Below are 13,007 nucleotides of genomic sequence, written 5' to 3' on the forward strand. Positions count from 1 at the left end.
CGCGACCTCTACACTTCTGTGTCATGAGACGGCTGGCCGTGGTGGTCTTCAACGGGGCGTCGCTCGGCGCGATGTCCTTCGCGTTCGGGGTGTTCGAGATGGCCTCGGCCTTCGGCGAACTGCCCGGCCTCGAGATCAGGGTCGTCGGTGGCGAACCGGACACGGCGTTGCGGGGTGGCGGTCTGACCGTCCCGGTCCCCGAGGACCTCGACGCGATCCGCGCCGCGGATCTGGTGCTCGTCCCGAACTGGCGGTCACCGATGGAGGATCCGCCGGAAGCGGCACTGGAGGCGCTCCGGACGGCACACGACCGGGGCGGCCGGGTGGCCGGCTTGTGCAGTGGCGCCTTCGTGCTGGCCGCCGCCGGGTTGCTCGACGGCCGTCCGGCGACCACGCACTGGGCGATGGCGCCGCTGCTCGCCGCCCGGTTCCCGGCGGTCCGGCTCGACGAGTCGGTGCTCTACATCGACGACGGCGACATCCTGACCGCCGGCGGGGGCGCCGCCGGAATGGACCTCGGCCTGCACCTGATCCGGTCGTGGTGTGGCGCCGATGCGGCGAACCGGCTCGCGAAGGGCATGGTCGTCCCGCCGCACCGGCCCGGCGGGCAGGCGCAGTACATCGAATCGCCGATGCCCGAACTCGACGAAGGGGACCCGGTCTCGGAGACGATGGCCTGGGCGCTCACCCGGCTGGACACCGCCTTGCCGGTCGACGAACTGGCCGCGCGGGCGCATATGAGCAGGCGTAACTACGACCGCCGGTTCCGGGAGATCACCGGCGCCGCGCCCGGCACCTGGCTCACCCATCAGCGGGTCATCCGTGCCCAGCAGTTGCTCGAATCCACCGATCTCCCGGTCGACGAGATCGCCCGGTACTGCGGGTTCTCCTCGTCGGCGGCACTCCGGCCGCACTTCCGGCGTCAGGTCGGCGTCACGCCGATGGCGTACCGGGAGACGTTCGGACCCCGCCTCGGTGTCCTCGAACCGGCGTTGTCCTGAAGAGCGGGTCTGTCCGGAAACCGACGTCGGTTGGCGAAAACACCGCTCACGCTCGCGCGCCCGCCGGACCCAGGATCAAGGCATGACCGAAGACAGCCGTTCCTTCCTCAGCCGCCGGTCCATGCTCACCCTGGGCGCCGGTGCCGCGGCCGCGCTGGTGGCCTCGGCGGGCCCCGCCGCGGCCGGGCAACCGTCCGCACCGTCGGACGCGGAACTCGCCCGTTCCCTGCCCGGCGGTTTCCGCAGCGCGTTCGCCCAGGTCAACGGCGTACGGCTGCATTACGTCGCGGGCGGCCGGGGTGAGCCGCTGATCCTGCTGCCCGGCTGGCCGGAGACCTGGTGGCAGTACCACAGGATCATGCCCACGCTGGCGAAGCGGTATCGCGTGATCGCCGTCGACCTGCGCGGGATGGGCGGGTCCGGCAAGCCCCAAGGCGGGTACGACAAGAAGACGATGGCCCGCGACATCCACGAGCTCGTCCGCGCGCTGGGTTACCGGCAGGCGCATATCGCCGGGCACGACATCGGCGCCATGGTCGCGTTCAGCTTCGCCGCCAACCATCCGGAAGCGACGAAGTCCCTCACGCTCATGGACGTCGCGCATCCGGACGAAAGCCTGTACCAGATCCCGTTGCTGGCTCCGCCCGGACAGCCGGTGCACGTCTGGTGGTTCGCCTTCAACCAGGTCGCCACCCTGCCCGAACAGCTCGTGACCGGCCGTGCGCGGTTCCTCGTCGACTGGATGTTCGACCACCTGCTGGCCGATCCCGCTTCGATCGGCGACCGCGACCGCGCGATCTACGCCTCGGCGTACGACCGTCCGGAGGCCATCCGGGCGGGCAACGGCTGGTACCAGGCGTTCGGCCAGGACATCGAGGACCAGAAGGCCTACGGGAAGATCGCCGCACCGACGCTGGGGCTGGGCTCGGAGTTCAACCACGACTACCTCGCGGCGGTCCTGCCGTCCAAGGCGGTGGACGTCCGGGTGCGGAAGGTCGCCGGTTCCGGTCACTTCGTCGCCGAGGAACAGCCTCAGACGGTCATCGATGAGCTGCAGGCTTTCCTCGGGTGAGCCGTATACCCCAAATGGGTCAATGCCGCCCACCGAATCGCTTGATTCACTCGGTCAGGTGAAAGACGCGGCCAGCCGTCATTCTCGCGGCAAGGGTCCCTCTTCTCTGGTGTGTCGGTACCGGCCGGGCAGCCCCCCGAACGGCCGGTACCGACATGGAAGTACAACTCAACCGATCCACCAGCGGGCCTTGTAAATCCACGCGCCGTGCAGCGCCAGCTCGGCGCGTGGAAAGGCCAGCCGGACGGTGTCGGTGCACCACGTGCACAAATGCCCGTCCTGCACCGAGGCCGTCAGGATCTGCCCGGTCCGTGGATTCGTCGAAACGCTCTTCACGTGCGGCCGGTCGATCTCCCGCGCGCCCGCGTACCGCCGCGTGAACCCGCCGCTCGGCTTTTCGAACTGGTACACGCCCGCTTCCGTGGTCACCCACAGCAGGTCCGGCCGATGCGGAACAGGCTGGAGGTCGTGCCCACCCTTGCTCGGCACCGGCACGGACCACTGTTCGGTGACCACCGGCGCGGCGGCCGTCCCGCCGATGCTCAACGCGACGAGTGCGTCGGTGCCCAGTGCCCACAACACCTTCCGGTCGGCGTCCCACACCACGCCGTGCGCCCCCACCAGCGGATACTGGACGTGGCTCGTCGAGCGTTGTCCCTGCGAAGCGGTATAGATCCGCACCCAGCCACCGGCGCTGGCCGCCACCGCGACATTGCCGTCCGGCAGCAGCTCGATGCTGTGCGGGTTGGCCGGGCCGCCGACGTCGGCGGCCCAGTACGCCCGGTCGCCCGCCGGGTAGGGCACGACGGCCGCGAACCCGCCTGACGCCGACGTGAGCAGGTACTTCTCGCCATTCCGTTCGGCGAGTTTCGCGTCGCTGGGATTACTCCACGAACCGGCGAGGTCCGCCAGTCCGTTCGCGGCGTTCGGAGCCCACGTCCAGCTGATCTTCCGGTCCTGCCACGAGGTCCGGTCGGCGGGCAGGACCAGTATCCGTTTGGCCGCCTGTTCGGTGATGACGATCGAACCGCGATCGCGCGCGCCCGAATCCGCCACCGCCGTCGCGGACGCCGCGACCGAAAGCCCGGCGATGACCAGCGCCACCAAGGATTTCCGCATGATCTTCATACCGAGACTGAATCCGTCCCGGATGACCGGCGCGTGGCGGCCACCGGAAACGTGGGTGTCGACGAGATGACCCGCTCAGAGCATCGCCCCCGACCGGACCATCACCTCCTCGACCGGACGGCGTGCCGTCATCGGCACCGGCCTGCCGTGGCCAAGGCGCAGCACCGCGTGGGGGCGGCCGAGGTCGGCGAAGATCCGGTCCATCGCGAACCGCGTCTCCCTGGTCTCGAACGGCCTGCCGACGAACGACGCCGCGAGTCCGGCGGCCGTCGCGGTCAGCAGCACGCGCTGCAGCACCATCCCCGCTCGCAGGTCCGCGGCCGGTCCGCCCTCGGCGGTCAGCACGGCGCCCAGCACCGGCTCGCCGCCCTCGGGTTCGGCGGCGGAGAACGACTCCTGCGCGGGGATCAGGTGCGGCGACGGCGGCTGGGCGGGCGCCGGGACACCGTCCGGAGCGTTCGCCGTCCGCCGGGTCCACAACGCGACCTCCGCCTGGAACGCACCGTTGCGCGCCTGTGCGGCCTCGGCGCGGTGCAGGACGCGCGCGACGGCGTTCGCCCGATCGCCCCGGCCGAAGAGTTCCAGCAGCCCGCCTTCCACCAGCGCGGCCGCCCGTAACGTCGTCCAGACCCTGGCCGGCACCGGCCTGTTCAGGAACGGACGGCGGTTCGTGTGACGGCGAAAGACGGCTTCCGCCAGCCTCCGTTCTTCCGCTGAGGAAAACCGGTCACCACCGATCCGGAGGTCGGCGAGGAAGTCCGGCTCCTCCGGTGAAGGCAGCAGCCGCAGTGACAGCGTCTTTCCGTTCGAGCGCAGCGAAATGATCAGGTTGTACACCGCCGCGCCGCACGAGAGCCGTGCCTCACGGGCGTCCGGGTCGGCGATACGGAGCACCCTGGCGCGGTCGAGCCACACTTCGATCCGGTCCCGGTCGACGACGAACCGCCACGGCTGGGTGTTGAGCGGGGACGGCGCGCGCACGGCCGCCGCCACCGCTTGATCGACCTGGGTGGGGAACGGGATCTTCATCGTGGACTCCGGAAAATGAGGGGGTTGGCCCACCCTCCTCCGGGGTATCCGGCGACCGCAGCGGCCGCCGGTCACGAATTCCGAGGACTTTCGCCCCCGTTTCCGGCGGGAGCGGGGACTTAGGACCCTGTGCCACGAACGGCGGCGGTGAGAGTCTCGATGACCGGAACGGAGCCGATGATGACCGACAACACCGGTAAATGGACCATTGACGTATCCCTGCAGCCCGGACCGTACCGGGTCCGCGCGGAAGCGTTACTCCGTCTCGAAGACGGCGGTGAGTTCGTCGGCGTCGGGCTGGCGCACGCCGGACTGAGAGACGGCTCGATCTCCCAGGTCGGCTCCTACCTGGCGGTGGCGCGGGCACTTTCCGACCTCACCGCGGAACTTCTGGAGACCGTCGCGTCCGACGTCGACGCCGAGGTCTCCCGCTCCATCGAGGTCGACGGGATCCTCGCCGTGCAGTCGACGAACTAGAGCGTGATTCAGCGCAACGGGGCGGACCACTCGATCCGGGTGCCGCCCTCTTCGCGCGTCTCCGCCCGGAACGTCCCGCCCGCCCGATCCGCGCGCTCGCGCAGATTCCGCAGCCCGCCGAAACCGCCGGGCTCCCCGCCGATGCCGACGCCGTCGTCGGTGACCACGATCCGCAGGGCGTCGTCCTTCACCGCGACGCTCACCGAAACACCGCTCGCCCGCGCGTGTCGGACGACGTTGCCGACCGTCTCCCGCACCACCGCCTCGACGTGTTCGGCGAGCGGGAGAGGGATCGAATCGAGCGGTCCGGAAAGGCTGATCGTCGGATGGATCGCGGTGTCGTCGGTCAGTTCGGTGATCGAGTCGTAGAGGCGGTACCGCAGCCGGACACCTTGTTGGCCGGCCTCGCCGCCGTGGAGATCGAAGATGGCCGTCCGGATCTCGTGCACGATTTCGTGCATCTGGTCGATGCTGTCGCCGATCCGCCGCCGCAGTTCCGGTGACTGGGCCCGGCGGTGCGTGCTCTGCATGGCGAGACCGACCGCGAACAGCCGCTGGATCACGTGATCGTGCAGATCCCTGGCGATCCGGTCGCGGTCGGCCAGCACGTCGAGTTCCCTCGCCGTGCGCTGCTGCGCGGCGAGCTGGAGCGCGAGCGCCGCCTGGTCGGCGAACGAGGCCACCACCGGCAACTGGGCGAGCTCGAACGGGACCGAGCCCGGATTCCGTACCGCCATCAGCACCCCGGACGTGCGTTCCCGCGCGCGGAGCGGCACGACCAGCGTCGGCCCGAAGCGCGTCTCACCGTCGTCACCGAGTACCAGTTCCGGCACACTGCGCGGAGTCCGGTCGCGGTAGACCGCTCCCGGCAACGAGGCGGCGACGCTGATCCGGGCCCCGGTCAGTTCCGCCGACCGGGCGCCCGCGCAGACGGCGATGGTGAGTTCGTCGGCCTCGTCTTCGCCGTCCGGGCTGACGTCGAGCCTGCCGGAACCGGGCAGTGCCAGCAGGGTCAGGTCGGAGCCGGTCAGTTCCAGTGCCCTGCTGGCGATCAGGTTGAGCGCGTCGACGGGGTCGGTGCCGCCCAGCAGTTCCGTGGTCACCTCGCTGGTGGCGGCCTGCCACTGCTGGCGGATCCGTGCCTGCTCGTACAGGTGGGCGTTCTCGATCGCGATCCCCGCCGCGGCGGCGAGCGCCTGGACCACCACCTCGTCGTCGTCGGTGAAACCACCACCGCGTTTCTCGGTCAGGTAGAGATTTCCGAACACCTCGTCACCGACCCGGATCGGCACGCCGAGGAAGGAACGCATCGGCGGATGACACGCCGGGAAGCCGACCGACGCGGGATGCCGCGAGATGTCGGCCAGGCGCACCGGTTTCGCCTCCTCGATGACGAAGCCGAGCAGCCCGTGCCCTTTCGGCAGATGGCCGATCTGTTGTTTCGTCTCGCCGTCGATCCCGAGATAGACGAATTCGGCGAGCGAACCGTCTTCCGCGATCACTCCCACCGCACCGTAGGTGGCCTCGGCGAGGTCGATCGCCGCCTGCACGATCCGGCGCAGTGTCGTGTCCAGTTCCAGTCCGGACGCGACGGCGAGCACCGCTTCGAGCAGGCCGTCCATCTTGTCGCGGGTGCCGATGAGCCGCTCGATGCGGTCCTGGAGATCCCGCAACACCTCACGAACCCGCAGCTGGGAGGGCGCACCGGTGACCCGGTCGTCCGTTCCGCCCAGCCGGTCATGAGCCGACATCCTTGCTTCGCCTCCGAAGATCGGGACGACTCGCGGCCGTGGTGACTTTCTCCTCTTTCGGCCCCGCACCGCAGGCGGGACCGTCTCACCGAGAAACCAATTACCCGTGGCGCGGCGGCGGGAGAAACCATGACCTTACAAGTCACCAGGGTCGGGCGTTTGAACTCCGATCAGGTGAATTCCGTGCTCCGGTCGGCCATGCTGGCACCGTCGACGCACAACACCCAGCCGTGGCTCTTCCGGTGCACCGGCACCGGAATCGAGCTCCACGCCGATCCACGCCGTATCCTACCGGTCACGGATCCGGACGGACGCGAACTCATCCTTTCCTGCGGTGCCGCCCTGTTCACCCTCCGGACGGCGATTCACGCACTGGGTTTCCATCCGGCGACCACCCTCATGCCGAGCCGCGCCGATCCCGATCTGCTGGCCGTCGTCCGCCCGTTCGCCGAACGCACCCCCGACCCCAAGGTCACCCGGCTCGCCCGCGCGATCCCGCGCCGCCGCACCAACCGGCGGCCGTTCCTGCCCACCACCGTCCCGCGGTCCACGCTCGCCGTACTCCGCCACGCCACCGAACTCGAGCACGCGTGGATGCCGAGCCTGAGCGCCGAACAATGCGGTCACCTGCGTGACCTCACCGCTCGCGCGCGCCTGGCCCAGCTCTCCGATCCCGCCTTCCTCGCCGAACTCCGCCGGTGGACCGAACTGCGCGCGGGCACTCGCGACGGGGTGCCGTCCTACGCGACCGACGGCTCCCCCGCCGACGAAAGCTGGCTCCTCGAAGAATTCGGCACGCCCGGTGCCGCCGGCCGACCGGATCCGCCGCTGGTGGTGGCGATCGGGTCGTTGACCGACGAGCGGCTCGACCGGCTGCAGGCAGGGCAAGCGCTGCAACGGGTTCTGCTGACCGCGACCGGCGCCGGACTCACCGCGTCGTTCATCTCCCCGCCGGTCATGGTCAGTTCGGCACGCGCCGAACTCCGGCGCCTTCTCGGCTGCGGAGTGTGGCCCCAGGTGCTGTTGCGCCTCGGCTACGGCTCGCCGCTGCCGTGGACGCCACGCCGTCAACTGGAGGATGTCCTGCTCGAAACGCTCGTTTCCGCCTGAATTCGGGCTCTTTCAGCGGAGGCCGGTGTCAGTGACGACGCAGCTCCGTGGCCAGGACGGCCGCCTGGGTACGCCGCTGCATCCCGAGTTTCGTCAGCAGCCGGGACACGTAGTTCTTGACGGTCTTCTCGGCGAGGAACATCCGTTCGGCGATCTGCCGGTTGGTCAGCCCCTCGCCGATCAGTTCCAGCAGCGTGCGCTCCTGTTCGGAAAGCCCGGCGAGCGGGCCCTTCTTCACCGTGACGTCACGGAACTTCGCCATCAGCGTCGCGGCGGCGCGCGTGTCCAGCAGGGAGCGGCCGAGGCCGACCTCCTTGACCGCGGCGACCAGGTCCATCCCCCGGATGTCCTTGATGACGAAGCCGCTCGCGCCTGCCATGATCGCGTCGAGCATCGCCTGCTCGTCGGTGTAGGAGGTGAGCATCAGGCATTTCAGTTCGGGGACCTTGGACCTCAGTTCCCGTGCGAGTTCGACACCGTTGCCGTCCGGCAGCCGGACATCGAGGACCGCGACGTCCGGCCGCAGCGCCGGAATCCTCGCCAGCGCCTGGGAAAAGGTCGCGGCCTGACCGACGACGCACAGCTCGGCGTCCTCCTCGAGCATGTCCGCGACCCCTCGACGGACCACCTCGTGGTCGTCGACCAGAAACACCCGGAGCATTCCGACCTCCACGGTTTCCCTCCTCCGCTCAGAGCGTACGGTGCACGACCGGTCACTGCGACCGGCCAAAGGACCCTGTTCGGCACCCGTTCGAGTGGCCGCCGCCGTCGACCAGGTTCATTTGCATCAGGCGAGTCAGGACGTTCTCTTCTTTCCCGCGCCCGCCGACCGCTGCGACGATCGCCCCATGTCCGAGACCACGCTTTCGCCGGCCCACTCGTCCGGCACACCAGACCCGGCAGACGAGCTCGTGGCCATGCGCAACCGCATTCGCTTTTACCGCGCCCGTGCCGAGCAACTCCAGTACGCGCTGGACCACCGGCTGCCCATCGAACAGGCCAAAGGCATCCTCGCCGAGCGTTACCAGATCGACATCGACTCGGCGTTCGAACTACTGCGGTCGTTCTGCCGTAACAACAACATGAAGATCCACGACGTCGCCAGGACACTCGTCGAGCAACCGAGCGAAGGCGATCGACGACTCTCTTGCTGAGTCACGCCAAGTTCGGCGGCGGGCCCGCGACCACCACCGGCACCGCAAACACCGCGGGCACGGACTGGGCCATGAACCGAACGCAGCCCCTCAGACTTCGGGTGCTCGTCGCGGACGACAACCCGGTCATCGGCGACGCCTTGCGCGCCCTTTTGGAGAGCGAACCCGACATCGAGGTGGTCGCCGTCGCGCTCACCGCCGGTGAAGGCGTCGCGCTCGCCGAACTGCTGGCCCCGGAGGTCGCCGTCCTCGACGTCCGCATCCCCGGCGGTGGGGCGTGGATGGCCAGGGAGATCCGGCGGCGGGTGCCACGCACGCGGCTGATGGCGTTCTCCGCGCACAGCGATACCCGGTCCATCGCCCAGATGGCCTCCGCCGGCGTCACCGAGTACCTCGTCAAGGGCAGCCCCAACACCGAGATCGTCGCCGCCATCCGCCGTCTCTGCGCGAACAGCGCCAGCGGGACGGAATAGCGTGCCGTGAGTGGGCGACTCGGTTCGCCGACGATGGTCGGTGAAGGCCCCTTCCTTGCGCTACGCGTCAGGGGCCCGGCTCTTGACTGTCCACAAGGGACACTTTGTGAGACCGGGGTTCTAGGTACCTACGGTGGGCGAGCCTGGTGGCCGGGCCGTGAAGGCCATCACGCGCCTCGGCAGCACCAGCAGTCACACCGGCTGCGCGTGAAGGCCCCCTTCCCTCGGCTGAGCCGAGGGAAGGGGGCCTTCACGCGCTTCCCCCATTGCCTTACCCCTCAATAACCCCCATCAGCACTCACAACCGCACACCGAGCCGTACATGGCGACATCAATCGGACACGCAATCACCCAGCGTTTGTCCCTTGTGGACACTGGAACCCCGCTGGCGCCCCCGATCCTTCAGTCCGAGAGCCAGCGTTCCATGCAGGCCAGCAATTCCACCGCGTTCACGGGTTTGGTGACGTAGTCGCTCGCCCCGGCGGCGAGGCTCTTCTCACGGTCACCCTCCATCGCCTTCGCGGTCACCGTGATGATCGGCAGGTCGGCGAACTTCGGCATCTCGCGGATCGCGGCCGTCGTCGCGTGGCCGTCCATCTCCGGCATCATCACGTCCATCAGGATGAGGTCGATGTCGTCGTCAGCCAGCAGTTCCTCGATACCTTTGCGGCCGTTGGGGGCGTGGACCACCGACAGGCCGTGCAGTTCGAGCATCCCGGAGATCGCGAAGACGTTGCGGGCGTCGTCGTCGACGAGGAGGACCTTGCGCCCTCGCAGTCGCCGAGATCCCTCGGGCGGGTCAGCGGCCTTCGCCGTCACCTCGGGGGGCACTGGGGTCTCTTCGGGCTGGTGCATCAGCGGGAGGATGCCGTCGAGTTCGCTGGCCGAGATGTGCAGCATGATGCGTTCCCGCAGCATGTCGAGCGACGGCAGCAGCTCGACCGGGTGCTGTCTCGCGTGGCCTTGCAGCAGCCGGTCCTGCGCGGCACTGAGCTTGCGGCTCGCGTGCGCCAGCACGGGAACTTTGACAGTGTCCGGTCCCTCGACAAGACGTTTGAGGAACGACAACGCGCTCGTGCCCGGGATGCTGGTGTCGAGCACGACGCAGCGATAACTGTTGCGTTTCAGTTCATCGAAGGCTTCGGCCGGGTCGGACACGGCCCGCACCTGGACGGAGCCGTGGCTGTCCGCGAGATCGGCGGCGACCCCTCTGGCGAGCAGGGTCAGCAGACTGTTCTGCTCGCTTTCCACGACCAGGACGCGCCGCCCTGCCGTACCCACCTTGTCCACAGTGGACTCGATCGCGGGCACGGGTGCGGCGAACCGGGCCACCGGCAGGTAAAGGGTGAAGGTGCTGCCCGTTCCCAGCACACTGTCCGCCCGGATCTCGCCGCCGAGCAGGTAGGCGACCTCACGGCTGATCGACAGGCCGAGTCCGGTACCGCCGTACTTGCGGCTGGTGGTGCCGTCGGCCTGCTGGAAGGCGCCGAAGATCGATTCGAGGTTCTCTTCGGCGATCCCGATCCCGGTGTCGATCACGCTGAACGCCACCAACGACTCGTGCCCGTCGGACGGCGAGATCGGATCGACCAGTTTCACCCGCAGCTCGACGCTGCCGTCTTCGGTGAACTTGACCGCGTTCGACAACAGGTTCCGCAACACCTGCCGCAGCCGTTGCTCGTCGGTGAACAGCAGTTCCGGCACGTTGGGCTCGACCGTGACCTGGAAGTCGAGCCCCTTCTCCGCGGTCAGCGGGCGGAACGTCGTGCCGACGTAGTCGAGCAGCTGACGCAGCGGGAACGGCTCGTGGTGGATGTCCATCTTGCCCGCCTCGACCTTCGAAAGGTCGAGGATGTCGTTGATCAACTGCAGCAGGTCGGTGCCGGCGGACTGGATCACCTTGGCGAACTCGACCTGTTTCGGCGTCAGGTTCTGGGTCGAGTTCTGTGACAGCACCCCGGCGAGGATCAGCAGGCTGGTCAACGGGGTCCGGAGTTCATGCGACATGTTCGCCAGGAACTCGGACTTGTACTTCGACGCCAGCGCGAGCTGCTGCGCGCGTTCCTCGATCTCCTGCCGCGCCTGCTCGATTTCGAAGTTCTTCACCTCGATGTCGCGATTCTGCCGCGCCAGCAGCTCGGCCTTCTCCTCCAGTTCCGCGTTGGATCGCTGGAGTTTCGCTTGCTGCGCCTGAAGTTCCTCCGAACGCGCCTGCAGCTCCTCCGCCAGCCGCTGGGATTCCTCCAGCAGGGAGTCGGTCCGGGCGTTGGCGATGATCGTGTTGACGTTGACCCCGATGGTCTCCATCAGTTGTTCGAGGAAATCCTTGCGGACGGCGGTGAATTCGCCGAACGACGCCAGTTCGATGACGCCGAGCACCTGGTCCTCGAAGACGATCGGCAGCACGATCAGGGTGACCGGCGGAGCGGAACCGAGACTCGACGAGATCTTCACGAAGCCCGGCGGCGTCCGGTCGACCACGATCGGCTTCTTGGTGTGCGCGGCCTGCCCGATCAGCGATTGGCCCATGGCGAACTGCGATGGGACGTCCGGATCCCCGCTGTGCCCGTAGCTGGTGATCAGCCGCAGCCGGGTGCCGTTTTCACCGGACTCGGTGAGGAAGAACGTCCCGTGCTGTGCGCCGACCAGCGGGGTCAGTTCGTTCATGATGAGTGTGGCGACCACCCGCAGGTCCCGATGGCCCTGCATCAGGCCGGAGATCCGCGCCAGATTGGTGTTGAGCCAGTCCTGTTCCTCGTTCGCCCGTGTCGTCTCGCGCAGCGACTGGACCATCGCGTTGATGTTGTCCTTGAGTTCCGCGACCTCGCCCTGCGCCTCGACGGAGATCGACCGGGTGAGGTCGCCGGTGGCCACCGCACTGGTGACCTCGGCGATCGCCCGTACCTGGCGGGTCAGGTTCCCGGCCAGTTCGTTGACGTTCTCGGTCAGCCGTTTCCAGGTGCCCGAAACGCCCTCGACCTCGGCCTGTCCGCCGAGCCGTCCCTCACTGCCGACCTCGCGCGCGACCCGGGTGACCTCCGCGGCGAACGCGGAGAGCTGGTCGACCATCGTGTTGATGGTGGTCTTGAGTTCCAGGATCTCGCCACGCGCGTCGACGTCGATCTTGCGGGACAGGTCGCCCTGCGCCACCGCGGTGGTCACCTGGGCGATGTTGCGCACCTGGCCGGTGAGGTTGTTCGCCATCGAGTTGACGTTGTCGGTGAGGTCCTTCCAGGTTCCGGCGACGTTGGGCACGCGGGCCTGCCCGCCGAGGATGCCCTCGGTGCCGACCTCGCGCGCCACCCGGGTGACCTCGTCCGCGAACGCCGAGAGCGTGTCGACCATCGTGTTGATCGTCTGCGCGAGCGCGGCGACCTCACCCTTGGCTTCGACGGTGATCTTCTGGGACAGATCCCCTCTGGCGACCGCGGTCGCGACCTGGGCGATGGAGCGCACCTGGTCGGTGAGGTTGTCGGCCATGACATTCACCGACTCGGTCAAACCCTTCCAGGTCCCCGACACACCCTTGACATCCGCCTGACCGCCCAGCCGCCCCTCCGTACCCACCTCACGCGCCACCCGCGTGACCTCGTCGGCGAACGACGACAACTGGCCGACCATCGTGTTGATCGTGTCCTTGAGTTCCAGGATCTCGCCACGCGCGTCGACGCGGATCTTCTGTGACAGGTCACCTTTCGCCACCGCGGTGGTGACCTCGGCGATGGAGCGCACCTGGTCGGTGAGGTTGTCGGCCATGACATTCACCGACTCGGTCAAACCCTTCCAGGTCCCCGACACACCCTTGACATCCG

General features: G+C 68.3%; 11 protein-coding genes. 6 read left to right on the forward strand and 5 right to left on the reverse strand.

What is annotated here, in order from left to right:
- Positions 1-23 precede the first annotated feature (23 nt).
- On the forward strand, positions 24-1,001 hold the full coding sequence (locus ACZ5ZX_RS40045) for a GlxA family transcriptional regulator (protein ID WP_465507219.1): 978 nt from the start codon (positions 24-26) through the stop codon (positions 999-1,001).
- An 82-nt stretch (positions 1,002-1,083) separates the two neighbouring features.
- The gene (locus ACZ5ZX_RS40050) at positions 1,084-2,073 is read left to right on the forward strand and encodes an alpha/beta fold hydrolase (protein WP_465507220.1); all 990 of its coding nucleotides are present in this window, start codon (positions 1,084-1,086) and stop codon (positions 2,071-2,073) included.
- A 168-nt stretch (positions 2,074-2,241) separates the two neighbouring features.
- On the opposite strand, the gene ACZ5ZX_RS40055 is transcribed toward ACZ5ZX_RS40050, so the two are convergent.
- Positions 2,242-3,201, reverse strand: coding sequence for a DUF6528 family protein (locus tag ACZ5ZX_RS40055; protein ID WP_465507221.1), 960 nt, complete (start codon positions 3,199-3,201; stop codon positions 2,242-2,244).
- A 75-nt stretch (positions 3,202-3,276) separates the two neighbouring features.
- Entirely contained in the window at positions 3,277-4,230 is a 954-nt protein-coding gene (locus ACZ5ZX_RS40060) for an Acg family FMN-binding oxidoreductase (protein WP_465507222.1), read from the reverse strand.
- A gap of 159 nt (positions 4,231-4,389) precedes the next feature.
- On the opposite strand from ACZ5ZX_RS40060, the gene ACZ5ZX_RS40065 reads away from it, so the two are divergent.
- On the forward strand, positions 4,390-4,707 hold the full coding sequence (locus tag ACZ5ZX_RS40065) for a dsRBD fold-containing protein (protein WP_465507223.1): 318 nt from the start codon (positions 4,390-4,392) through the stop codon (positions 4,705-4,707).
- 8 nt (positions 4,708-4,715) lie between these two features.
- On the opposite strand, the gene ACZ5ZX_RS40070 is transcribed toward ACZ5ZX_RS40065, so the two are convergent.
- Complete coding sequence (locus ACZ5ZX_RS40070) at positions 4,716-6,458, reverse strand: GAF domain-containing sensor histidine kinase (RefSeq protein ID WP_465507224.1); 1,743 nt, start codon at positions 6,456-6,458, stop codon at positions 4,716-4,718.
- Between the two features lie 129 nt (positions 6,459-6,587).
- Between ACZ5ZX_RS40070 and ACZ5ZX_RS40075 the strand changes: the two genes are divergently transcribed.
- Positions 6,588-7,568, forward strand: a complete 981-nt coding sequence (locus ACZ5ZX_RS40075) for an Acg family FMN-binding oxidoreductase (RefSeq protein WP_465507225.1) — start codon at positions 6,588-6,590, stop codon at positions 7,566-7,568.
- A gap of 28 nt (positions 7,569-7,596) precedes the next feature.
- On the opposite strand, the gene ACZ5ZX_RS40080 is transcribed toward ACZ5ZX_RS40075, so the two are convergent.
- Entirely contained in the window at positions 7,597-8,229 is a 633-nt protein-coding gene (locus tag ACZ5ZX_RS40080) for a response regulator (RefSeq protein WP_465507226.1), read from the reverse strand.
- 94 nt (positions 8,230-8,323) lie between these two features.
- Here ACZ5ZX_RS40080 and ACZ5ZX_RS40085 point away from each other — a divergent pair, with 94 nt between their 5' ends.
- Positions 8,324-8,722 carry an ANTAR domain-containing protein gene (locus ACZ5ZX_RS40085; RefSeq protein ID WP_465507227.1) on the forward strand — a complete coding sequence of 133 codons (399 nt, stop codon included), beginning with the start codon at positions 8,324-8,326 and terminating at the stop codon, positions 8,720-8,722.
- Positions 8,723-8,793: 71 nt separating this feature from the next.
- A complete protein-coding gene (locus ACZ5ZX_RS40090) occupies positions 8,794-9,195 on the forward strand; it encodes a response regulator (protein WP_465507228.1) in 402 nt (133 codons plus the stop codon).
- 402 nt (positions 9,196-9,597) lie between these two features.
- On the opposite strand, the gene ACZ5ZX_RS40095 is transcribed toward ACZ5ZX_RS40090, so the two are convergent.
- A partial coding sequence (locus tag ACZ5ZX_RS40095; RefSeq protein ID WP_465507229.1) for a HAMP domain-containing protein occupies positions 9,598-13,007 on the reverse strand: 3,410 nt, incomplete at its 5' end.

This window comes from Amycolatopsis sp. NPDC033938, from assembly GCF_055575975.1.

Bases quoted from the DNA above. Each gene is read 5' to 3' on its own strand.
- ACZ5ZX_RS40045 (WP_465507219.1), top strand. From the start codon at position 24: ATGAGACGGCTGGCCGTGGTGGTCTTCAACGGGGCGTCGCTCGGCGCG.
- ACZ5ZX_RS40050 (WP_465507220.1), top strand. From the start codon at position 1,084: ATGACCGAAGACAGCCGTTCCTTCCTCAGCCGCCGGTCCATGCTCACC.
- ACZ5ZX_RS40055 (WP_465507221.1), bottom strand. From the start codon at position 3,201: ATGAAGATCATGCGGAAATCCTTGGTGGCGCTGGTCATCGCCGGGCTT.
- ACZ5ZX_RS40060 (WP_465507222.1), bottom strand. From the start codon at position 4,230: ATGAAGATCCCGTTCCCCACCCAGGTCGATCAAGCGGTGGCGGCGGCC.
- ACZ5ZX_RS40065 (WP_465507223.1), top strand. From the start codon at position 4,390: ATGACCGGAACGGAGCCGATGATGACCGACAACACCGGTAAATGGACC.
- ACZ5ZX_RS40070 (WP_465507224.1), bottom strand. From the start codon at position 6,458: ATGTCGGCTCATGACCGGCTGGGCGGAACGGACGACCGGGTCACCGGT.
- ACZ5ZX_RS40075 (WP_465507225.1), top strand. From the start codon at position 6,588: ATGACCTTACAAGTCACCAGGGTCGGGCGTTTGAACTCCGATCAGGTG.
- ACZ5ZX_RS40080 (WP_465507226.1), bottom strand. From the start codon at position 8,229: ATGCTCCGGGTGTTTCTGGTCGACGACCACGAGGTGGTCCGTCGAGGG.
- ACZ5ZX_RS40090 (WP_465507228.1), top strand. From the start codon at position 8,794: ATGAACCGAACGCAGCCCCTCAGACTTCGGGTGCTCGTCGCGGACGAC.